Source organism: Daejeonella sp. H1SJ63 (genome assembly GCF_029360775.1).
Taxonomy (GTDB): Bacteria; Bacteroidota; Bacteroidia; order Sphingobacteriales; family Sphingobacteriaceae; genus Daejeonella.
In genome coordinates, this window is the sequence record NZ_JARKMZ010000002.1 from 166,209 (window position 1) to 189,492 (window position 23,284).

Sequence of the window (23,284 nt, forward strand, 5' to 3'; positions counted from 1 at the left end):
ATGAAATTTAAAAAATTAACATTTTTTAGTTTAAAATTCTGTCTTTTTAGATTTTTAATTTAACATTTCTAATGATTTAAGCATTTGTATTTCCTCAGAAAGGGCTTTAATGCAGAGGTATTTTCCAATTCCGAAAGATATTTTTAAAACAATCATAAAAAATACGGAAATTTGAGTTGCCGGAGCTTTTTCCGGATATTTGATTACTGAAAAGGATGATTGAGCGGGTATTAGGTGTAATACTGATATTATTTCTGATTAATCCACAGGCTTTCGGGCAGGTTGACTCATCACTTACAGATGCAGGAAAGCCTGGCTTTAAGCAAGCTTACTCTTATACTGACTCTGCATCATTTGTGAGATGGAAAGCTTATAAAGACTCTGTTCAGGCAGTAAGAGATTCCCTTTCGACGGCATGGATCAAAGCACCCGATCCGCAACGTCCCAATCGTTTTCTGGATAGTTTGATCAACCTTTATAAAGTTGAAAAATTAGATTTTGTTTCCTGGGCAGCCAAATTTAAAAAGAAAGATACCAGGTACGATGAGGGCAAGCCGAGGCCATATCGTGAAACCTGGGTAATGATTGTTATTCTGTTACTTGTTCTGTTTTTTGCACTTATACGTTACTTTTTTCCTGCAGAACTCTCAACTATAGTTCATGCATTTTACAGCAATCAAACCCTTAGCCGTATCAATAAGGAGGATACCCTTTTCAGCTCCTGGCCTTTTGTATTTCTGTATCTTTTGTTCGGACTGGTTATCGGTCTCTACCTTTATTTATCGGGGAAATATCTTGAACTTTCTTATAGTAATGAGGGGTTTGAGTTATTTATTTTCCTGTCTGCAACTGTAATCGGATTGTTTACAGCTAAGATTATTGTTCTTCGGGTTCTGGGATTCTTTTTTGATGTGAACCGAATGGTCAGAGAGTACGTTTCTGTGCTTTATCTGAGCTATTTTAATGCGGCAATTTTGTTTCTGCCGGTGGTGCTTGCTTTTAGCCTTACTTCCTATCGGTTTGCGGGAATTTACAGTTATATCGGTATAGCAGGATTAATTATAATCTTTATTATTCAGTTTTTGCGGGCAGGAGCAAATATTTTATCGAATTACAAGTTTCCTAAAGTTTATTTAATTATTTACCTTTGTGCCCTCGAATTTTGCCCTTTAATAATCCTTTTTAAAGCACTTGGGTATTAAACCCTTAAAAGAAATATGCAAGTACCTTCAACAGAGAAACCCAGGAAAGTAAAAAGTATTCTGGTAACCTTACCAAAGCCAGATTCGGACAAGTCACCATATTTTGATCTGGCCAAGAAGTATAACCTGAAAATTGATTTCAGATCGTTTATTCATGTGGAAGGGGTACCTGCTAAAGAGTTTAGAAAAGAGAAGGTTAACATTGCAGATTTTTCGGCGGTAATATTTACCAGTCGTAATGCTGTTGATCACTACTTCAGGATTTGTGAGGAGATGCGGTTTGACGTTCCTGCTGAAATGAAATATTTCTGTATTTCTGAAACTATTGCCCTTTATCTTCAGAAATATATCCAGTACAGAAAGAGAAAGATATTTTTTGGCAAGCAAACCGCTGCGGATCTTGCAGATATTTTGAAGAAACATGCCACTGAGAAATTCCTTTATCCCTGCTCAGATGTGGCAGCAGAAGAAACCCAGAGATTTCTGCATGAGAACGGGTATGATTTTAAGCCCGCTGTATTGTTCCACACAGTATGCAGCGATTTATCAGACCTTGCAGAAGTTTATTATGATGTGATTGCCTTCTTCAGTCCGAGCAGTATTAACTCTCTGTTTATTAATTTTCCTGACTTTAAGCAGAATTACACAAGAATTGCTGCTTTTGGAGCAAGTACCCACAAGGCGGTTCTTGAACATGATTTAGTGCTTAATATTCCAGCTCCAACACCTGCTGCACCAAGCATGACGATGGCGCTTGAACAATATATTAAGCAGGTCAATAAGTAATTTTAGCCTTAAATTGGGCTTATTTCAAATCTTTTTTTTATTTCAGCAACTTTTCTTCGTCGGGCTACGTACTAATGAAATATTTTGTGCTAAGTAAAATAGATGCGTTATTTCAGCGTTCTATTAGATGGCAAAAATTTCATTTTACAGGAGAATAGGCTTGTCGTGAAATATTGTGTTTAAACACAGGAGGAATAGTTTTGTCGTATATAATATATGTTTTTTACTATATTCGAAATTAATTTAATTGAGGTTTTTGCAAAACTCGAATCATATAAAATGAGAAAAATATACTTTATCGCTCTTGCAGCTCTTGCCATTTTGGGATCCAGCTGTGGTAAAGGTGGTACCAATGGTGAGTTGGTAGGGGTAACAACGAAGAAGTTTAAGAATACTGAAGTTCCTTACGGCATGGTTTATATTCCGGCCGGAACTTTTGTGATGGGACAGACTGATCAGGATATAACCTTTGCTCAGATCTCTCAGAATAAGCAGGTAACAGTTCAGGCATTTTATATGGATGAAACTGAGATCACCAATAGCGAGTACCGTCAGTTCGTAAACTGGGTTCGTGATTCAATAGCAATTACTACTTATTTGCAGGATGAACAATATTACCTGAAACCTAAAGGTCAGGCTGATCCAAACGATGCAGGTAAAAAATATATTAACTGGAAGAAGGTAGGTAACGGCAGTGCTATCTGGAGCAGTAAAAAAGGAGCAGCAGCGAATGCTGCTAAACTTCAGGGAATGTACTATCAGGGTGAAGACAGAGTGTTTGACCGAAATGAAATTGATGTCCGCCTGCTCAAGTACAACTTCGCGATCATGAAATTAAGGGAAGCAGCCAATAACAGAATGAATAAGAATGCAAAGCGTTCAGATTTTATTCTGAGGGATACGGTTGGGATTTATCCCGATACCCTGGTTTGGTTAGCTGACTTTGCATACGCTCAGAACGAGCCAATGGTGAAGGGGTATTTTTCACATCCTGCCTTTGCTAATTATCCGGTAGTAGGTGTTACATGGAGACAGGCCCGTGCATTTACTGTTTGGAGAACCAGGTTTAATGAGGCATACAAAGACAGCCGTCGTTTGCCGAAAAGAGCAGATTATGATTTACCCACAGAAGCCGAATTTGAATATGCAGCACGCGGCGGAAGGGTTGGAACAAGCTATCCATGGGGTGGCCCTTATATCAGAAATGCCAAAGGATGTCTGATGGCTAACTTCAAGCCGGGCAGAGGTAACTATATTGATGATGGCGGACCATTTACTGTAAATGTCAGAGCCTATTATCCTAACGATTACGGTTTGTATAATATGGCTGGAAATGTTTCAGAGTGGACTTCTTCAGCATTTGATGAGTCAGCTTCTACTTTTACACATGATATGAACCCTACTTTCAGCTATGAAGCCCGTCCTGATGATCCTGAAGTTTTGAAGCGTAAAGTTATTCGCGGGGGTTCATGGAAAGATATTGGTTTCTTCCTTCAGAACTCTGCAAGCAGTTTTGAATATCAGGATACTGCAAAGTCTTATATCGGATTCCGTTGCATCACTAAGTATCAGGGACGCGATATTAAAGACAAAATATAACTCAGCAATTTACCCCTACTTAATAATTTGTATATCACAATACTATGGCTCAAAAGAAAAAATTCAAACTTGGTCTGAATACCCTGATTTCATGGGGTGCATCTGTTGTAATTGTTGGTCTGATGTTTAAAATCCTTCACTGGAAAGGAGGTGAACTCATGATCGCTGCCGGTTTGATTACCGAAGCTCTTTTATTTTTTGTTATGGGCTTTCAGGCAGATCATAAAGATCCTGACTGGACAAGAGTGTATCCTGAACTGGATGATGATTTTAGTGGTGAACGTCCAAAGTCTTCTGCAGTTAATACCGGACAATCATCTACCCAAGCTCTTGATAAGATGTTGTCAGATGCAAAAATCGGTCCGGAGCTGATTGAAAGTCTGGGATCAGGTTTAAGAACTTTCGGTGATAAGGTTTCTGCAATTTCAGGAATTGCTGATACAGCAAGTGCAACAACTGAACTTACTGCAAAAGTGAAATCAGCTTCCGGAAGTTTTGATGCGCTTAGCTCTGCCTTTGAAAAGGCAACCGTTAATTTGAAGGAGATGGCTGATTCAAATATTGACTCCAAGTCTTACCATGATCAGGTTAATTCGCTGACCAAAAATATTGCAGCGCTTAATGCTGTTTATGATCTTGAGTTAAAGGAGTCCAGTGATCATCTGAAGTCAATGAATAAGTTTTATCAGAACCTGTCTCAAACTATGCAAAACTTTAATGAATCGATGGAGGATTCAAAACAATTCAAAGATGAGGTAGGTAAGCTTGCGAAGAATCTTTCTTCTCTGAATGCTATTTATGGCAACATGCTTTCTGCTATGAATCAGCCACGCGGCTAAGTGTTTTTATTGGTATAGATTTAAAATTTTAAACAGAAGAATTGCATGGCTGGAGGTAAAGAAACCCCAAGGCAGAAAATGATTGGAATACTGTATCTGGTTCTACTGGGTTTGGTAGCGCTTAATGTAAGTGATTCAATCCTTGAAGCCTTCAAAAATTTAACAGATAGCTTGAACGCTTCTACCCAAAATGTTCAGAGTGGGGTAGATGCAACATATGCTTCATTTGAGGCTACAAAGTTAAAGGATGAACCTGAACGGGCTCGTCCAATCTATGAAAAAGCAAAAAAAGCCAGCTCATATACTGCTGAGCTTGAAACTTACGTTGCCAGTCTGAAAAAGCTGATGGAGCAGGAAGGCGGTGGATACAATGAGTCTACCGGAGATATAAGTGCAAGAGATAATTTAGATATTTCTTCCCGTTTAATGATCAATCAGAAGCGCGCTGTAGAATTAAAGAAAAAGATCAATGAAACACGTGAAAAGCTGATTTCACTTCTTGATGAAAAGGAACGTGGCAATATTAATTTTTCACTTATTGCTGTTGATCCGCCAAACAGAGGTGGGGTAAAAAGGTCATGGGAACAATCTAATTTTGGGGATGGTATTCCTCTGACAGCTGCGATCACGGCCCTTGCAAAGATTCAGGCTGATGCAAAAAATGCAGAATCTGAGGTTGTTAAAAAAATTCTCGGAACGATGGATAGAGCGGTAGTAAACCTGGATCAGTTTTCAGCAGTGGCCGTGGCTCCAACATCTTATTTGATTGCTGGCCAGCCTTATTCTGCCGAAGTATTTCTTACTGCATCCGATTCAAAATCAAGTCCGGATATTACAGTAGGCGGGGCCAGACTGCAGATTAAAGATGGAAAAGGAACTTATACGGTGAATACAAGTAAGGAAGGAATCTTTAGCTGGACAGGAACGGTTCGGGTAAAGCAGACAGATGGTTCTGTTAAAACATATATCACTCCTGAACAGAAATATCAGGTTGCACGCCCTTCGGTTGTGGTTTCTCCTGATAAAATGAATGTATTTTATGTAGGTGTTCCTAATCCGGTTTCTGTTTCGGCTCCGGGTATTCCGAAAGAAAATTTGTCTGTTACTATCAGTGGAGGCACTATTTCCGGTTCAAATGGAAAGTATACTGTTAATGTTAGTGCTCCCGGAAGTGTAGCCAAGGTGAATGTATCAGCTAATATCAATGGGAAGGTCCAGAATATTGGTTCAAGCGATTTTCGTGTAAAACGTATTCCTGACCCTAAGGCTAAATTTGCCGGTAAGACCGGTGGAAACCTTAGTGCTGTAGTAATCAAATCACAGAGTTCTATATTTGCAATTCTGGATCAGTTTGATTTTGACGCAAAATTTGAAGTGACCAGATTCAGTCTTGTTATTGCCAGACCACGTGCTGATGTGGTTGTATTACAGGGAACGGGCAACTCATTCAGTCAGCAGATGCGTGCTGCCGTTGCAGCTGTTACTCCGGGATCCCGTGTAATTTTTGATGATATTGTTGCGGTTGGCCCTGACGGAACACAAAGACAGTTAGATCCAATGGCCTTTAAAGCAAATTAATTGGTATGAAAAAGATAGTTTTTGCCTTGATCCTTATTGCCGCCACACTTCGTTTGAGTGCTCAGGCCCCTAATTTAAATAATGGTACAAAACCGAAACCGGCTGAAAGACCATTGGATGGGTATTATCAGAAGACCAATATCCTGAGTGCTAAAGTAAGTCCTTATGCAAGTCTCAGAGAATCTGATGTCATGTTCAGAAAGCGCGTTTGGCGCGAAATTGACCTTCGCGAAAAGGTAAACATGATTTTTGCTTCTCCCAAGGCAAGATTAATTACGATTCTTACTGATGCAATTCAGGCAGGTGAATTAACTGCTTATGATGCAAGCAGTACTAAAGATGATGTTAACGGAGATGAGTTTTCGGTTGTTTTAAAACCCGAAGAGGCGATGGCTAAATTTGCAGACAGTGTACTTGTACCTATCTTTGATAAAGATGGTAACCAGACCGGAACTGTGGTTAAAGCCGGAGAGTTCAATCCCGATAGTATTGTTAAATTTCGTATTAAAGAAGACTGGATTTTTGATAAGCAGCGTTCAGTTTTTGAACCTCGTATTGTGGGCATTGCTCCAATGATTCGTATTTCAGCTGCAGGCCAGGCATTTGATGAGCAGCCTGCATTCTGGATTTATTTTCCTGAAGTACGCCATTTGCTGGTTACCAAGGCTGTTGTAAACAGAAATAACGACGCGACAGGATTGAGTTATGACGATATCTTCATGAAGCGTGTTTTTGCAAGCTATATTGTTAAGGAATCAAATCCGGAGGATTTGCGGATTAAAGATTATGCAGTTGGCATAGACAAGTTGTATGAATCCGAGAGAGTGAAGAAAGACCTGATGGACTTTGAACATGATCTCTGGTCGTTCTGACCATTCAGGATAAGCTCATATATAAAGATGCCGGCAGAATGTGATATTCTTCCGGCATTTTTATTTGAAATAACTTAGCAGGGCAGCTGCCTGACTTTTGTTTAGTACCTCCAGCAGTTCATTTTCAGTAGCTTCTTTTATTTTTTTCACTGACTTAAAATGGCGCAGCAGATTTTCTGCCGATATTCTTCCCACTCCGGGAATGTTTTCCAGTTCTGTGGCAAGAGTAGCCTTATTCCTTCTTTTTCTGTGGAAGGTAATCCCGAACCGGTGTGCTTCATCCCTTAGCTGCTGAATGACTTTCAGACTTTCAGATTTTTTATCAAGATATAATGGATACTGATCGCCCGGATAATACAGCTCTTCGAGCCTCTTTGCTATTCCTATAACAGTTACCTGTTTGTCAATTCCCAAAGTTTTCAGACTTTTTATTGCTGATGATAACTGTCCTTTACCACCGTCAATAACAATAAGCTGGGGTAAACTTTGGCCCTCATCAAGCATCCTTCTGTATCTTCTGTAAACGGCCTCTTCCATGGTAGCAAAGTCGTTGGGGCCTTCAACGGTCTTAACATTGAAATGTCTGTAATCTTTTTTGGATGGCTTTGCATCTTTAAATACAACTATTGCTGATACCGGAAACTTTCCGTGAAAGTTTGAGTTATCAAAGCATTCAATATGCCTTGGCAGCTGATTCAGGCGGAGATCTTTCATGATCTGGTTTAGCAGACGGTCAGTTTTTAGTCCGGGGTTAAGCTTTTCATATTGTTCCAGTTTTTCCCGTTTGAAAAAGAGAACATTCTTTTGAGACAGTTCCAGTAATTTTTTCTTTTCCCCGAGCTTGGGAATAGTGAATTTTATGCCCGAATCATCCGGTAGTTCGACCTCAAATGGAACAATGATTTCTTTAGCATGACTTTTAAATCTTGTTCTGAATTCTGCGATTGCTATGCTTAATAACTCTTCATCGGTTTCGTCAAGGCGCTTTTTCATTTCCAGTGTCTGGGTCTGAATTACTGTGCCGTTCATTACTTTCAGGAAATTAACAAAAGCATGTTTTTCATCAGTCGCAATACTGAAAACGTCTACATCGCTTATTGATGAGTTAACTATGGTTGATTTACTCTGGTAGCGCTCAAGAAGATCATATTTTGATTTTAAATGATGGGAAAGTTCGAAATTCAGCTCCTCTACCGATTCGTCAAGCTGTTTCTTCAGCCTCCTGATTACACCACCGGTTTTTCCATTCAGGATGTCTTTTATCTCTGCAATGCTCTGATCGTAATCTTCTTCTGATTGAAAGGCCTGGCACGGACCTTTGCAGTTCCCTATCTGATATTCGAGGCAGATTCTGAACTTCCCGGCATCGATATTTTCCTTTGTCAAAGGCAGGCTGCATGTTCTGAGCGGATAAATCTCTTTGATCATACCCAGAATGGTATGCATCATACTTACCGATGCATATGGACCAAAATAGGTTGAGCCATCGCGGATAATCTTTCTGGTCCAGAAGATGCGTGGAAATTTTTCATGCTTAATGATGATCCATGGATAAGTCTTATCATCTTTAAGCATGACATTATACCTTGGCTGATGCTTTTTGATCAGACTGTTTTCGAGCAGCCAGGCATCAATTTCAGTATCAACAATCGTAAAGGTGATTTTGCGGATCTTACTGACCAGTACCCTGGTTTTGGCATTTACCCTGTAATTGTCCTTATTGAAATAAGAGGAAACTCTGTTTTTAAGATTTTTGGCTTTGCCTATATAGATCAGTTCATCAGTGTCTGACCAGAACTGATAAACACCTGGTTTTTGCGGGAGTTTCCTTAACTCGGAGCGATAATCAAAGTCTTTCATAATATATGATATGCCCGACCCCGGGATTGTTCCTGAAGATGATCTTTTCTAGAATCCAAGTTTTTTGTCCTGTTCTGTCTGACCCGGTTGCTGCCGGGAATATGCTCCGCAATCCAGGATCGTGGTAATTCCACCTTTAGGTAAAGGGAAATCACCTTTACTGTATTTCAATGTTGGATCTGCATATACTTTTTGCATGTAAAGGCCAAATATTGGCAGGGCAGTGTTGGCCCCCTCTCCGAATGAGGTTGTACTGAAATGAATGGCTCTGTCTTCTGCTCCGGTCCATACTCCGGTTACCAGCTCAGGGGTAATACCCATGAACCAGCCGTCGGAGTTATTCTGTGTTGTGCCGGTTTTTCCTCCAATTGGATTGGTCAGATTGTATTTCCAGCCTAATCGCACTCCGGTGCCTTCTTTTACAACCGCTTTAAGCATATCGGTCATAACGTAGGCTGTTTGTTCATCCAGAACTACTTTTACTTTAGGCCGGCGTTCATAGATCACATTGCCGTTCTTATCCTCTATACGCAACAGATAAATCGGCTCTGTCCATACCCCATGATTAACAAACACAGAATATGCTCCAACCATATCATAAACTGATGCATCAAATGAACCCAGACAGATAGATGGAACGGCAGGAACATCGCTGGTAATTCCCATGTTTTTGGTAAGAGTTGCTACGGCAGTCGGACCAACCTGTTTCATCATGTAGGCAGTCACATAATTTTGCGAGTTGGCCAATGCCTTCTTAAGCGTAAGAGTTCCCGGTAACGGATTGTATGCTTTTGGCGTCCAGACCGTTCCATCTCCTGCATCTATTCCTACAGGCTCATTGGCAACAGTATAACATGGAGAGTAACCACCGTTTCCGATTGCTACAGCATAAGTAAATGGTTTGGCCGTAGAACCAACCTGCCGGGTACCCATTTTTACCTGATCGTATTTAAAATGGGTATAATTAGTGCCACCAACCCATGCACGTATGTATCCGGTTTGTGGTTCCATTGACATAACTGCATTTCTGAGCATTAATTTATAATACTTAATAGAGTCCAATGGGCGCATCAATGTGTCAATCTCACCTCTCCAGCTGAATATGCTCATACGGGCAGGTGTTTTAAAGTTTTGCAGAATCTCTTCTTCACTCTTGCCTTCAGATTTAAGCTGCTGATAACGGTCTGAACGGCGCATGCCCTGATCAATAAGTGTCTTGGCTTCCTGAAAGTTAAACGGATCTCTGCCTTTCCATGAATTATTGAACTGAACCTGCAGTATTTTAAGGTATTCCTGCTGAGATTGTTCAGCATATTTCTGCATGCGCGAATTTATAGTGGTATAGATCTTCAATCCATCTCTGTCAAGGTCGTATGGGGTTCCGTCAGCTTTGTAAATAGAATTTTCTTCCAGTGTTTGCTGGATATCTTTCTTTAAAACGGTTCTGAAATAGGGGGCAGATCCTTCATTATGATCTGATGGATTAAAGTCGAGTTTAAGCGGAATTTCTTTAAGGCGTTCCTTTTCTTCATCACTGATGTAGTTGGCCTTGTTCATATTCTCTATAACCGTATTCCGTCGCAATAATGCCCGTTCAGGGTTTCTGTATGGATTATATAATGATGGCCCTTTCAGCATGCCGATAAGGATGGCAGCCTGTTCAGGTTTGAGCTTATCGGGTGTAGTGCTGAAATAGGTTCTTGCAGCCGATTTGATTCCATAAGTATTATAGGAGCCAAAGTCTACGGTATTCAGATACATGGTAATAATCTCTTCCTTGGTATACTGGCGCTCCAGTTTGACCGCAACAATGAGTTCCTGCGATTTCTGGATCAATCGTTTCATGAAATTTCTGGAACGTCCTTCTTTCGAGAACAGGTTAAGTGCAAGCTGCTGGGTAATCGTACTTGCTCCCTGCCTGTTCCCGGCAAGGTTATAAAAAATAACAGTAAACGTACGTTTGAAGTCAATGCCCGAATGGTTATAAAAGCGAATATCTTCTGTGGCGATCAGGGCATTAATTACGTTTGGCGATATTTCATCATAACGAACATTGGAACGGTTCTGTACATAATAGGTTCCTAAAACCACATTGTCATCAGAAATAACTTCAGATGCCTGATTACTTTTTGGATTTTCTAGAGTCCGCAGATCAGGAAGTCTTCCAAATAGTCCGAGTCCGATGCTGAAAATCAGTATAGCGCCAAAAGCAATAATTCCGATGATCCATTTCCAGAAAAGGATGGTATATCGATTTAATTCTTGCTTTGTTAAAGGGGAATTCATAGCTGTTTTGTATTAGTAATGCTTCTTATAAAACTCAACATAGCGGTCAAGTGTTTCTTTATCACTTATCTTTTCCAGATTTTGCTGGCTTATATAGAACGTATCATATTTTGTTGCAGGTATTTTCATGATCTCTCCCATCATCGGACTGATCTTGTTATAATAATCATCAGCAGCTGCTTTACCGGCAACAGGACCCACAAATATCAGCTGATTTTGATCAGAGATTTGTTTTAACTGATGCTTGATCACAATTCCCGGCAAATTTACGCGGTTAAACTGTCCGATTCCAAAACGTGAGGAGCTTAAATTTACTGAAGGGTCAGAGACGTTTACGACGAAATAGAAATCACCGGATTCCGATGCTGAAAAGAATTCATTTATTGCAGGAGTCTCCATCCCTGACTGAGCGATTACAGGTCCGGTCTTTACAATAGGATCTTTCAATTCAGGTACAGGGGCGATTGCTGTTTTCTCTGCAATTGCAGATACTTCTTTAGTAGCTATAGTCTGCTCTGTCTGTGGCTCTATGATGAAACGATCTTTGTTGGGATCATGATCGATCAAAGCTGTTGTCCTTCCTGCCATTTCTGGTCTGTTAGTGTCTATAAATACCAGATGGCCTTTTACTAAAGGTACAATTAGTTTTTCATCAGGATAAGCTTTTACGATTTCTTTGAATGCGGTTTCAAGCATGTTAAGTTTTTGAGTATGTCCCAGAGCCAGAGCTCTTAAATAATCTAATTGTGCAGACGAACGCTTATCTGTACCTCCTGAAATAAATTTGTCGATTGAGTTGATTACTTCAACATATTTTCTTTCCGTATACCTGTCGTAGGTTTCATTGTAAAGCCGGTTAAATGCCAGTTGCTTCTCATCATTTTTTTGACTGTATTCCGGGTCAAGAATAGTTCTTGCAAACGGTGAAGCAGAGTATTGATTCAGCAATATGTTTTTATACTCATCTGATCTTGTTTGGTTTACATTAAGATACAGACGATAAAGGTTGTAATAAACTGCCGGTTTATTCGAATTGCCGGGGAAGCGTTTCAGGAGCTGCTCGTAGGTCTTTACTGCTTCTGCGGTATCCAGTGCCACTTCTCTGTAATAGCTGGCAACATCATACATGGCAGCAGCAATCTTTTGATCAGATATACTCTTTTTCAGGGCAGTCAGAGGAACAGACTCCATGAATGACTTTCTGAGACTGTCTGTATTGATACTTACAGGGATGCTGTTTAATTGGAGGAAAGGGTCTGCGCCTCCATTTTGTTCGGGTACAGGGATATTTGCAATATCTGCAGCCGATTTCTGACTTCTCCTCCAGTTATCCTCAAGCTTCCGGCTCCCCCAGCGTTTTTTGAAGTCGAGCATCCCTTGCTTTATTGCCATTTCATTGTTGAAATAGAATTTACTGTCGCCGGTAATTCCGCTTATCTGGTTTTGGGAAGCAGGGCTGTTGTTTCCCTGTGTAAGCTTTAGCCTTGCTTTTAATTCTTCCTGTTTTAGCAGAGATTCTATTTTTAATTCTCTTTCTGATTCTGAGAGTCCGGCAATCATCTGAAGAGTGTCCTCCCTGGCAATAATTGAAAGCCTGTCGGCAAGCAGTTCCAGGTTATCAGCCTTTTTTTTGATTAATGCGTAATCCGGATGTACTTTCGGTAATGTTGTAAGGGTACTGTCGTAATATGCCTTTGCATTCAGAAAATCTGATTGCTTTAAATAGATCTCTGCCAGCTGAAGGTAAGACAAAGCCTTCTGATTCAGGTTTTTTGTACTTTTTACGACTGATATTTTATAGTTTTCAATTGCTTTTTCAGTCTGTTGTGCATTTTTAAAGCTGTTTGCAATCTGATAATAGATCTGGTCAGCAAAGTCCTTATTCTTTTCATCTTTCAATAAGGCACTGATTAATTTTGTTCTGCCGCTTGTATCTCCGCTAAGTTCAGTCTTTAAATTGATGCGGCTCAGATATGCATTAAATGCCATTTCAAATGGGGCATTGCTCTTCAGTACTTTTGAATAATTCTGTATTGCCTCATCGTGCTGCTCACTGATTTCCTGTAATTGAGCAGTCAGATAAGTCCAGCGTATTTTGTTTTGTTTTACTTTGGTATGCTGAACAGCAAGCTTAAGTAATCTTATTGCTTCAATATCCTGTTTGGCGTAAATATGGAGTTGCGCACTAACTGCATAGATGTCGGATACTGATTTCTTTTCTGTGCGGATATATTTTAAGGCTGAATCTATTGTTGCTTCAGCTTCCTCCAATCTGTCGGATGCGATAAGTGACCGGGCCTTCCATGCCAGAGATGCCTGACGGATTTCTTTCTGAGCCGGATAATTGCTGTATACATAGTTAAAGAACTCTACAGCATTGTAGAAGTTTGATTTAAAATGATTGGCTTTGCCGATCAGGAAATAAGCATCGTCCACATATTTGCTGTGTGACTTCTCATTGGCTATGGTATTTGCTTTGAGAATCGCATCATCGAGTTTTTTTAATTCCGGCTGTGAAAGTATTTCCGATGGCTCCCTATAAACAGATATTACTCTGTCATAATTATCTATGTATGCCTGTTTAATATTCCTTTCGCTCTCATTAAGCAGCTCGCCTGCATTATACAGTATATTATAATGGGCTGTAAGATTCTGCATTCCCCGACTGGCAACATTTTCCTTTTGAGTACTGCAGGAAAACATGCAGAAGCTGATAAGCAGAAAATGGAGAGTGTAAAGACTTTTAGATCTCAAATTATTCAGAGCTTGAAATTATTATAACAGAATCTTTGCAAAGATATTTTATCATAATGTATTTGTACCGATAAATATAAACTCTTTCTGCCATAATATACTTTTTGGGTCTGGCCATTCTGATCTCATTCATGCTTCAAAGAGATGCAGGGATAATTAATTCAATAAAAGCCTTATTATTTTGATAGTTTTGCAACGAAATTTTAGTCTATGCATCAGTCAGATGAAAATTCAGACAGGAAGGACGAAGCCCGGAATGAAAATCAGCCTTTAAAGAGCTATGCCAGATATACCGGTATGGCTTTTCAAATGATGGGAATTATTGCAGTATTTGCCTTTGCCGGGTATAAGATAGACGAATGGTACGGGCATAAGGTGCAATGGGTTACTGCCCTTGCTTGTGTACTGGGCGTATGTCTTTCTATATATCAGATTATCAGACAGTTAAAAGAATGAGTTTATTGCGTTTCCTGACGTATTTTATTATATTTATGCTGGTGCTTGCCATAGGGCCTTATGTTATCTATGCGTATTACGCTGATAGTGAGCTTCTTATTCCTAAATTCTGGTCATTGTTTGCTATATTCGGAATAGTTACATTCAGCATATACATTATTGCTTACTGGAGGATGGGGATTAGTAACAAGGCTTCGGGTCAGGCACTATTGGGAAGTGTGTCTGTGAAGCTGTTAATCTGCATGGTTATTGCCTTTATTTACCTCAATGGAAACAGTGTTGAGCCTCTTAAATTTATGCTCAATTTTTTTTATCTATATTTCTTTCATACAGTGTTTGAAATATATTGTTTGTTATGTAACTTGCGCAACCAAAAATTTAAGTAAATTCCTTATAATAAATGGATTTGAGCCATATTTTCAATTCAAAAAAAATCTTCCGCATATCTTTTTATGCAGTTTTATTTTCGTTTTTGAGTTTTGCTGCTTTCTCTGAAGAGCATGCAGCAGCAGATACTTCGCATGCAGCAGCTACTGAAGTTCATGCTGAGCCGAAAGAAAAAGATGAAGATATTTCGAAGGTTATTCTTCATCACATTGCTGATTCTCATGAGTGGCATTTTTTTGGTCATGTAGCTTTGCCTTTACCGGTAATCTTGTGGACAGATAATGGTCTGGTTACTTTTATGTCAGATAAGTTTGGCCATAATGATCATGGTACTGAGCTTATCGATGCTGATGGAACCGGTTTGGTTAACTATCACGGTAAGTTTTATTATCCTGCTGAATCGAAGAGTGCAGACGGGACTTATATTTCTCATGATTCGAAGGGTGAGATTACAAATGGTAAGCCACTTGACATTTCAATCACCAAGAATGTGGTTTCTTTACTGATATCAGTTGTAATACTTCTTGTGGTATTTATTGGTATTGCCAATGCTTATAAAAAGCGCGAAGGCAAAGCACCAAAAGGAATGCAGTCAATTCTTGAGCCGATTATTCTGTTTGTTCGCGATGATATTGCCAAACCGCAGTTAGGTCATAAATACAGAGGTTTCATGCCGTATTTGTTAACTGTATTTTTCTTTGTTTGGTTAAACAACCTGATGGGATTAGTTCCATTCTTTCCGGGTGGTGCAAACTTAACCGGAAACATTGCAGTAACCATGATGCTTGCTCTTTGTACTTTTGTTTTAACTACAGTTAATGGTAATAAAAACTACTGGGGTCACGTATTTACACCTCATGTTCCATGGTGGTTATATCCATTAATGATCCCGGTTGAGATCGTTGGATTATTTGTTAAGCCTGTTGCATTAATGATTCGTTTGTTTGCGAACATTACTGCAGGACACATTCTGATTCTGAGTTTGATCTCTCTGATCTTTATTCTGAAATCTGTTTTTGTTGCAGGTATTGCCATTCCGTTTGTGCTGTTTATCAGTGTGATCGAGCTGGTAGTAGGTTTTATTCAGGCATTCATCTTTACAATTCTGTCAGCTCTGTTTATCGGAATGGCTGTTGAAGAGTCGCATGCTGAGCATTAATATGAATTTATTTTTTGTTTAATATATATTTAAAAATCAGATTATGATCGTTGGAAGTATCGCTGGTATTGGTGCAGGATTAGCTGCTATCGGAGCAGGCATTGGTATCGGAAACATTGGTGGAAAAGCTATGGAAGGTATGGCTCGTCAGCCTGAAGCAGCATCTAAAATTCAAACAGCTATGTTGATCGCAGCAGCATTCGTTGAGGCGGTAGCATTATTTGCTGTGGTTGTTGCGTTCTTGGGAACAGGACAAACAAACTAAAAAAAAATAAATAAGGCTTGTGCGATTGGCACCGGCCTTATTTTATTGTTTTGATTGATTTATTAAATAATATAACAAAATGACATTACTGGCATTAAATCCATTAGTTTCTCCGGATCCGGGTTTGTTTATCTGGTCGACAGTAACTTTTCTTATACTGTTCTTCCTTTTAAGCAAATTTGCATGGAAGCCTATTGTTAAGGCCCTTGATGAGCGTGAACGTTCGATTGAGGATGCTTTAGCTAAAGCTGAAATGGCAAAAGCTGAGATGGCGAAACTGATCAGCGAGAACGAAGATCTTTTGAAAGAAGCCCGTTTGGAGCGTGATAATATTTTAAAGGAAGCAAAGGAGATCAAAGATCAGATGATCAATGATGCGAAAGATCAGGCTAAGGCTGAAGGAGCAAAGTTGATCGATAAAGCTAAGATCGAGATCACTAATCAGAAGCTTGCTGCTATGGCAGAAATCAAGAATCAGGTTTCCAGTTTATCAATAGAAATTGCTGAGAAGGTATTGCGTAAGCAATTTGAAGATCAGGGTAAACAACAGGCTCTTGTAAATGACCTGTTAAAGGAAGTTAAACTTAATTAAGTTGACAATTGATAGTTGAGAATTGACAGTTTGAAAAACTCTGTAACTAACAACTAACAACCAACAACTAACAACCACTATGTCAGAAATACAAGTTGCATCGCGTTACGCTAAATCAATAATCGATCTTGCCTCTGAACAGAAAGTTCTGGAGGAAGTAAAGAACGATATTGTGGTGTTTGTCGAAACCTGCAGAGCTAATCATGAGTTGCAGGCTGTTCTTAAGAATCCGATCATCAGCCTCGACAAAAAAGCCAGCATTCTTGATGGCTTATTTTCCGGTAAGCTGCATAAAATGATTCTTTCATTTTTTCAGATTGTAATCAGGAAAGGCCGGTCTGAGATTTTGTATGCTACAGGAAAGGAATTTATCAGCCAGTATAATATTCTTAAGAATGTGGTTAAGGCTACTGTAACATCAGCTTCTCCATTAAGTCAGGACAATATCAGTCAGATTGAGGAGGTGGTTAAGCAGGCAACAAAAGGTGAAGTTATATTAACTGCCCAGGTTGATCCTGATCTGATCGGAGGTTTTATTCTGAAGGTTGGAGATAAGCAGTTTGATACCAGTTTATCCGGCAAGCTGAGTAAACTGAAAAAGGAATTTGAACAAAATTAATTACCCCAAACCCTTATAAGGGCTTTTTATTGCTTCCCTATAGGGGTGGGAGGCGTAAGATTTACAATATAAAACTCAAAAAATACTACTATGGTAGAGGTAAGACCAGATGAAGTTTCGGCGATTTTAAGACAACAACTGTCAGGCTTTAAGTCGGAGGCTGAACTCGAAGAGGTTGGTACCGTATTACAGGTGGGTGACGGTATTGCCCGCGTATACGGTTTAACTAAGGTTCAATCAGGAGAGCTGGTTGAATTTGATAACGGATTACAGGGTATCGTATTGAACCTTGAAGAAGACAATGTGGGTGTTGTATTACTTGGTGCTTTTGATGAGATCAAAGAGGGTGCTACAGTAAAACGTACCAACAAGATTGCTTCCATTAAGGTTGGAGAAGGAATGCTTGGCCGTGTGGTTAACACATTAGGTCAGCCACTTGACGGTAAGGGACCAATCTTAGGTGAAACTTACGAGATGCCGCTTGAGCGTAAAGCTCCGGGTGTAATTTATCGTCAGCCGGTAACTGAGCCATTACAGACAGGTATCAAAGCTATTGATGCAATGATTCCAATTGGTCGTGGTCAGCGTGAGCTTGTAATTGGTGACCGTCAAACCGGAAAGACTGCTGTTTGTATCGATACCATTATTAATCAGAAAGAATTTTACGAAGCAGGAAAGCCTGTATATTGTATTTATGTAGCTATCGGTCAGAAAAACTCAACTGTAGCGCAGATTCTTAAAGTATTGGAAGAGAATGGGGCATTGCCATATACGGTGATCGTTGCTGCATCAGCATCTGACCCTGCTCCGATGCAGTTCTATGCTCCTTTTGCAGGTGCTGCTATTGGTGAGTTCTTCCGTGATACAGGTCGTCCGGCATTGATCGTTTATGATGATCTTTCAAAGCAGGCGGTTTCTTACCGTGAGGTTTCTCTGTTGTTACGTCGTCCTCCGGGCCGTGAGGCTTATCCTGGTGACGTATTCTACCTGCACAGCCGTTTACTGGAGCGTGCAGCGAAGATTAACCAGAACGATGCAATTGCACAGTCAATGAATGACCTTCCTGAGTCTATCAGGCATATCGTTAAAGGTGGAGGTTCATTAACCGCACTTCCAATCATTGAAACTCAGGCTGGTGACGTATCTGCATACATCCCAACTAACGTAATTTCAATTACTGACGGTCAGATTTTCCTTGAGTCTAACTTATTCAATGCAGGTGTTCGTCCGGCTATTAACGTAGGTATTTCGGTATCTCGTGTGGGTGGTAACGCTCAGATCAAGTCGATGAAGAAAGTTGCAGGTACCCTTAAACTTGACCAGGCACAGTATCGTGAGCTTGAAGCGTTCTCTAAGTTCGGTTCTGACCTTGATGCTGCTACCAAATCAGTTCTTGATAAAGGTGCACGTAACGTGGAATTGCTGAAGCAGGCACAGTTCTCTCCTGAAACTGTTGAGAAGCAGGTTGCAATTCTATATGTAGGTACTAAAAACCTGATGAGAAATGTTCCGGTTGATAAAGTGAAAGCTTTTGAAGCAGAATTTATTCAGCAGCTTGAGCAGCGTCATCCTGAAGTTTTACAGGGGCTGAAAGCCGGTAAACTTGATGATACCATTACAACGGCTCTGGAAACAGTAGCTAAGGAGCTGGGGAATAAATATTAAAAGATATTAGTATTTAGTACATAGTATTTAGATCGTTTAAATCTAAATACTATGTACTAAGTACTTTGTACTTAGTAAAAAATGGCGAATTTAAAAGAAGTAAGAAATCGTATAGCATCAGTCACTTCGACTCAGCAAATCACCAAGGCCATGAAAATGGTTTCGGCAGCTAAATTGAAGAGGGCTACCAGTGCAATTGTTCAGTTGCGTCCTTATGCTAATAAGATGAGAGATATTCTGGCTAATCTTTCAGCCAGTATGGATGGATCAAACTCACCTTATACTCAGGAGCGTGAACCAAACAAGGTATTGATTATTGCTATCTCTTCTAACCGTGGTCTTGCAGGTGCTTTCAACATGAACGTAATCAAGACAACCAATAATCTGATATCTGAGAAATATTCTGAGCAATACCGTAAGGGTAATGTTCATATCGTGGCTATCGGTAAAAAGGTTCAGGATTTTTATGAGAAACGTAAATTCACTGTTATCGGGAATAACAATGAATTATTCAGCGATTTAACTTTTGAGAATACTTCGAAGATTACAGAGGAAGTGATGGCTGGTTTCGCTAAAGGGGATTACGACAGAGTAGAGCTTGTTTACAACCAGTTCAGAAATGCCGCAGTACAGATTCTTACTACTGAACAATTGCTTCCGGTTCCAAAAGCTGATAATCTTGCTCAAAGCAGTTCTCAGATTGATTATGTTCTTGAACCTTCACAGGAAGAAATTGTAGAACAGTTAATTCCTAAATCTGTCAAAACTCAGGTTTATAAAGCAGTTCTCGACTCGCATGCATCTGAGCATGGTGCACGTATGACTGCTATGGATAAAGCAACTGAGAATGCAGGGGATCTTTTGAAAGCATTAAAGCTTTCTTACAACCAGGCAAGACAGGCTGCAATTACAACTGAGTTAACTGAGATCGTGAGTGGTGCAGCAGCATTATCTAACGGATAATTAAGATTAAAATCAGTTTTATACTGTTAAATAGATTTGTAAATTTATACTTTCACAATCAAAGGAAATGGAAGACTCATTAAATAATAATTCAACTGCAGAAGCGAATAATCCTTCTCATTATACTACAATTACTTTAGGTATTATAATCGGTTTAACCGGTATATTTTTACGCTTTACCGGTGAGAGTAGTATGATTAGCATTATCTCTAACGTTCTTTGGGTCGTTGGAAGTGTAATCTGTCTGAGAGCAGTATTGAAAATCTTAAAATAAGAATATTTCCTTAACAGGAAGGGGCTCATATCCGTAAGGTTATGGGCTTTTTTATTTTCCGGGCTTTATTTTCAGTTTCAGATTTATCTGCTGATTGCCATGCATATTATCATTTTACCACCCAATGCATTTAACGCTTTAAATACACAAATGGATAATTTGTTTTTCTTATTTGTAACATGTAAATTACAATACCTGAACCAATGAAAACATGTCTAAACCTTATCAGCCATTGAGCTTTTTGCTCTGTCTTTTTCTGCTCATTTCTTTTAATTCCTGTAAAAAAGATCTTCTGACTGAAGCTAAAGATGATTCCTTATTGCCCCCCCCCCTGGTCTGACATCTATTTCTTTTGATGAATTGCAAAAAAGGATCAGGCTCTCAAAATATGGTTCATACAATTCGGTACTCGCAAACAATGAATCAAAAGAAGGTAAATTTCGGTTGAGAGAAGACCTTAATTTGTTTACGGATAAAATTACAATGATTTCCAACAAGGGCGTTACAAGCTATACCATGGCAGTAGAGCAAAATTCAAAACAAAAGGCAACCTTTCAGAATGTAACTTTTGTTGAACGGAATGGGAATATTGAAACTTACTTGTTAACCTATAGAGCATCAAAAGCCTGGGCATCCCGACTTAAGATTGATAAGAAAGCGCCATTTGAGGGTTATTTTAGCTATTCTAAATTGGAAAGCAAGAAATCAAAAACGAGTGAAAATAAGGTATCTGCAGATGGTTGTGAAACCTTTACCTATTATTATACTGTTGCACATCAATGTGAAGGCTATAATGGTGGACAGTATCATTGGCCATGGGAATCATGCCCCTGGGCGGGACAAAGTAATGGACCCGGATACTATACTTATGGGAGAAGTATCACAGTCTGCAGCGCAAGTGGGAACACCTGGGTTACCGGATTAACAGGTGACGGGTCCGGCGGCGGAAGTGGTGGTGGGACACCAACTTATCCCACATTGCCCCTTAATTATAACCCGGATTGCAATTATGGTTACTCGGGGGTCAGTTCATTAAAAAGTTCTGGCATGATTACATCGGCTGTGGGTGATGATTGTCCGTATGATGATCCCAACCCTGCAGGTTTGATTGCCAATATTAATAAGCTGACCGGTATTCTGGGATTGGATTGGGCAAAGCAGGAATTTCTGCATAATATGGATGCTTTACAAGGCAAAACGTTGACTTTGGATTTGTTAGCCTATTTGAATGTTAATGGGGTAACGGCGCAAAATATTGATTTTGGGAATTGGGCAGTAGATTATCTGATTTCAAATCCTTCGTATAATTATGAAGTTTTCAAAAATCAGTTTCTGGGCAAGTCTGAAGGTGTTGATGCACTCTCATACAATAGTGCATATTGGGATGATCCCGGTTTAACATTTCCAATCCAAAACTTACCAACATGGGCGGATTTCTCTGCTGCATTTCCAAAGGATAGCAATCCACTTTATGATACGCCACAGAAAATGTATAGTTCACTAGGAGGAGATATCGCAACTTATTATGTTGATGAAAGAACTAATACCTGTGCAATTAGACTATCAAAGGCTTTAAACTATTCAGGAGTCATTATACCACATTTACCCGGTCAAACTTTTATTGGCGCAGACAATAAATATTATTTTAAAGCTGCATATGAGTTGAATAAATGGATGAGAAAAACTTTTGGCACTAATGATGGGGACCAAACAACACCATATAATCCCAATCACATTCTCTACACAGCTACCGATGCTGGAATAAATGGAAGGAACTTACCTGGCTTACTTGTTGGTAAAAAAGGAATTTACTCTATATATTCAAACAATTTTGCGTGGGCTTCCGGCCATGCTGATATGTTAAACCCAAATTCAACTTGCGGCAATAACTGTCATTTTGCTGATGCGCCAATAGGCCGCCTTGATATATGGATTTTAAACTAAATTTTATGAAATTACTTTTTGTATTTATTTCGGTAATGATTTTCGCGTCATGTGCAAACCGTCATTATCCACGATTTGATTACAACACATCTAAAAATCCGTGGATTGTTGCGTTTAAAGACAGAACATTTTTTTTAATCTTAAAGGAAAGTTATACAAATGACAGTATTATTAAATTGATTGGAAAAGAAGATGCATTTAATCCGTACGATGCACTAAGCCCTGAAGCTTTTGCAAAGGCCAAAATTTTAAGCACAGCTTTTGTTAAAAATATGCCTCCTCCTTTAATGTGTGAAGGATGCAAGGGAAATCAAAACTACTATATGGCAAATGCCTTGCATTATTATACCAGCCGGGATCTGGATTCTATCGCCCATGCGCTCTATAAAAAATATCGGAGATCAAATAAGAAGATCTGGGGAAGGAAGTACCCATAGCTCTCATCGATACGCAGCACTAAATAGAGAGGAAAGGCATTTGAAGATATACTCATCCCGGCTGGGAAAAAAGGGATATATTCAATTGTGTCAAGTGACATAAGATGGGCTTCGGGTCATGCTGATTTATTAAAAAGTAACGTTACCTGTGGTACAAATTGTCATTTTTCAGATGCACCCATTTTACGTTTGGATATATGGTTACATATCAGGAAGATGGTTACAGGATGATCCGATAATAAATTCGCAATCTGATCTTAGCGGTTCAGCCTGAAAGTTATTTTTAATGCCTCCGTCTATATAAATTCCCCCTTCTATTTTAATCGGTTTAAAAAAGACGGGTATAGAGCTTGAGGCTAAAATGGGATTGATTAATTCACCGGAACTGAAATATTCCACTTTACATTCATTAAAATTGGTAGTAGTAATCACCATAGAAGTTTTCAGGCCTTCAAATGAATCATGGGGAATATAGTCCAGAAGAAGAGTCCTGATTTTATCCAATAACATGAGCCCCTTAGCTTTGAAAGCCGGTCTGATGTACTTATAAAGGTGGGTCTTCATGAAGGTTTTAAGAATCTCTGCAGGTTCAATACCCTGTGCGAAAAGTGAACCAACAATTGAGCCTGCACTGGTTCCGCTGATTTTATCAAATTTAATACCAGCTTCAGTCATGGCCTGAAGTACCCCCAAATGTGCTATGCCACGTATTCCTCCTCCGGATAATACCAATCCGATTTTCATCTT

General features: G+C 39.5%; 20 protein-coding genes. 16 read left to right on the forward strand and 4 right to left on the reverse strand.

Annotated features, from left to right (window positions below; translation table 11 throughout):
• The first annotated feature begins 215 nt into the window (after nt 1–215).
• From P2W72_RS01605 to gldN, 6 genes are all read left to right on the forward strand, one after another.
• Nucleotides 216–1,202: a DUF4271 domain-containing protein gene (locus P2W72_RS01605; RefSeq protein ID WP_276359112.1), complete on the forward strand. Its 987-nt coding sequence runs from the start codon at nt 216–218 to the stop codon at nt 1,200–1,202.
• 15 nt (nt 1,203–1,217) lie between these two features.
• Nucleotides 1,218–1,988: a uroporphyrinogen-III synthase gene (locus P2W72_RS01610; protein ID WP_276359113.1), complete on the forward strand. Its 771-nt coding sequence runs from the start codon at nt 1,218–1,220 to the stop codon at nt 1,986–1,988.
• Nucleotides 1,989–2,267: 279 nt separating this feature from the next.
• A complete protein-coding gene (locus P2W72_RS01615) occupies nt 2,268–3,587 on the forward strand; it encodes an SUMF1/EgtB/PvdO family nonheme iron enzyme (protein WP_276359114.1) in 1,320 nt (439 codons plus the stop codon).
• A gap of 44 nt (nt 3,588–3,631) precedes the next feature.
• Nucleotides 3,632–4,426 carry a gliding motility protein GldL gene (gene gldL, locus P2W72_RS01620; protein WP_276359115.1) on the forward strand — a complete coding sequence of 265 codons (795 nt, stop codon included), beginning with the start codon at nt 3,632–3,634 and terminating at the stop codon, nt 4,424–4,426.
• 45 nt (nt 4,427–4,471) lie between these two features.
• Nucleotides 4,472–6,004: a gliding motility protein GldM gene (gene gldM / locus P2W72_RS01625; protein WP_276359116.1), complete on the forward strand. Its 1,533-nt coding sequence runs from the start codon at nt 4,472–4,474 to the stop codon at nt 6,002–6,004.
• Between the two features lie 5 nt (nt 6,005–6,009).
• Nucleotides 6,010–6,876 (forward strand): gliding motility protein GldN, encoded by an 867-nt coding sequence (gldN, locus tag P2W72_RS01630; protein WP_276359117.1) that lies wholly within the window; start codon nt 6,010–6,012, stop codon nt 6,874–6,876.
• A 60-nt stretch (nt 6,877–6,936) separates the two neighbouring features.
• On the opposite strand, the gene uvrC is transcribed toward gldN, so the two are convergent.
• The 3 genes from uvrC to P2W72_RS01645 are packed head-to-tail and all read right to left on the reverse strand — an operon-like array spanning nt 6,937 to nt 13,725.
• Nucleotides 6,937–8,736, reverse strand: coding sequence for an excinuclease ABC subunit UvrC (gene uvrC / locus P2W72_RS01635; protein WP_276359118.1), 1,800 nt, complete (start codon nt 8,734–8,736; stop codon nt 6,937–6,939).
• Between the two features lie 48 nt (nt 8,737–8,784).
• Nucleotides 8,785–11,022, reverse strand: coding sequence for a transglycosylase domain-containing protein (locus P2W72_RS01640; protein ID WP_276359119.1), 2,238 nt, complete (start codon nt 11,020–11,022; stop codon nt 8,785–8,787).
• A 12-nt stretch (nt 11,023–11,034) separates the two neighbouring features.
• On the reverse strand, nt 11,035–13,725 hold the full coding sequence (locus P2W72_RS01645) for a tetratricopeptide repeat protein (protein WP_276359120.1): 2,691 nt from the start codon (nt 13,723–13,725) through the stop codon (nt 11,035–11,037).
• 261 nt (nt 13,726–13,986) lie between these two features.
• Between P2W72_RS01645 and P2W72_RS01650 the strand changes: the two genes are divergently transcribed.
• From P2W72_RS01650 to P2W72_RS01695, 10 genes are all read left to right on the forward strand, one after another.
• Entirely contained in the window at nt 13,987–14,232 is a 246-nt protein-coding gene (locus tag P2W72_RS01650) for an AtpZ/AtpI family protein (protein ID WP_276359121.1), read from the forward strand.
• Nucleotides 14,233–14,704: 472 nt separating this feature from the next.
• The gene (gene atpB, locus P2W72_RS01655) at nt 14,705–15,778 is read left to right on the forward strand and encodes a F0F1 ATP synthase subunit A (protein WP_346429761.1); all 1,074 of its coding nucleotides are present in this window, start codon (nt 14,705–14,707) and stop codon (nt 15,776–15,778) included.
• A gap of 43 nt (nt 15,779–15,821) precedes the next feature.
• Entirely contained in the window at nt 15,822–16,043 is a 222-nt protein-coding gene (gene atpE / locus P2W72_RS01660; RefSeq protein ID WP_276359124.1) for an ATP synthase F0 subunit C, read from the forward strand.
• A 79-nt stretch (nt 16,044–16,122) separates the two neighbouring features.
• Nucleotides 16,123–16,635 (forward strand): F0F1 ATP synthase subunit B, encoded by a 513-nt coding sequence (locus P2W72_RS01665; protein WP_276359125.1) that lies wholly within the window; start codon nt 16,123–16,125, stop codon nt 16,633–16,635.
• 79 nt (nt 16,636–16,714) lie between these two features.
• Complete coding sequence (gene atpH, locus P2W72_RS01670) at nt 16,715–17,254, forward strand: ATP synthase F1 subunit delta (RefSeq protein ID WP_276359127.1); 540 nt, start codon at nt 16,715–16,717, stop codon at nt 17,252–17,254.
• Nucleotides 17,255–17,344: 90 nt separating this feature from the next.
• Nucleotides 17,345–18,919, forward strand: coding sequence for a F0F1 ATP synthase subunit alpha (atpA, locus tag P2W72_RS01675; RefSeq protein WP_276359128.1), 1,575 nt, complete (start codon nt 17,345–17,347; stop codon nt 18,917–18,919).
• 81 nt (nt 18,920–19,000) lie between these two features.
• Complete coding sequence (atpG, locus tag P2W72_RS01680) at nt 19,001–19,882, forward strand: ATP synthase F1 subunit gamma (protein ID WP_276359129.1); 882 nt, start codon at nt 19,001–19,003, stop codon at nt 19,880–19,882.
• A gap of 67 nt (nt 19,883–19,949) precedes the next feature.
• Nucleotides 19,950–20,156, forward strand: coding sequence for a hypothetical protein (locus P2W72_RS01685; RefSeq protein WP_276359130.1), 207 nt, complete (start codon nt 19,950–19,952; stop codon nt 20,154–20,156).
• A gap of 483 nt (nt 20,157–20,639) precedes the next feature.
• Entirely contained in the window at nt 20,640–22,100 is a 1,461-nt protein-coding gene (locus P2W72_RS01690; protein ID WP_276359131.1) for a T6SS effector amidase Tae4 family protein, read from the forward strand.
• Nucleotides 22,101–22,105: 5 nt separating this feature from the next.
• Nucleotides 22,106–22,537, forward strand: coding sequence for a hypothetical protein (locus tag P2W72_RS01695; RefSeq protein WP_276359132.1), 432 nt, complete (start codon nt 22,106–22,108; stop codon nt 22,535–22,537).
• Between the two features lie 201 nt (nt 22,538–22,738).
• On the opposite strand, the gene P2W72_RS01700 is transcribed toward P2W72_RS01695, so the two are convergent.
• A complete protein-coding gene (locus P2W72_RS01700) occupies nt 22,739–23,281 on the reverse strand; it encodes a patatin-like phospholipase family protein (RefSeq protein ID WP_276359133.1) in 543 nt (180 codons plus the stop codon).
• Nucleotides 23,282–23,284 lie beyond the last annotated feature (3 nt).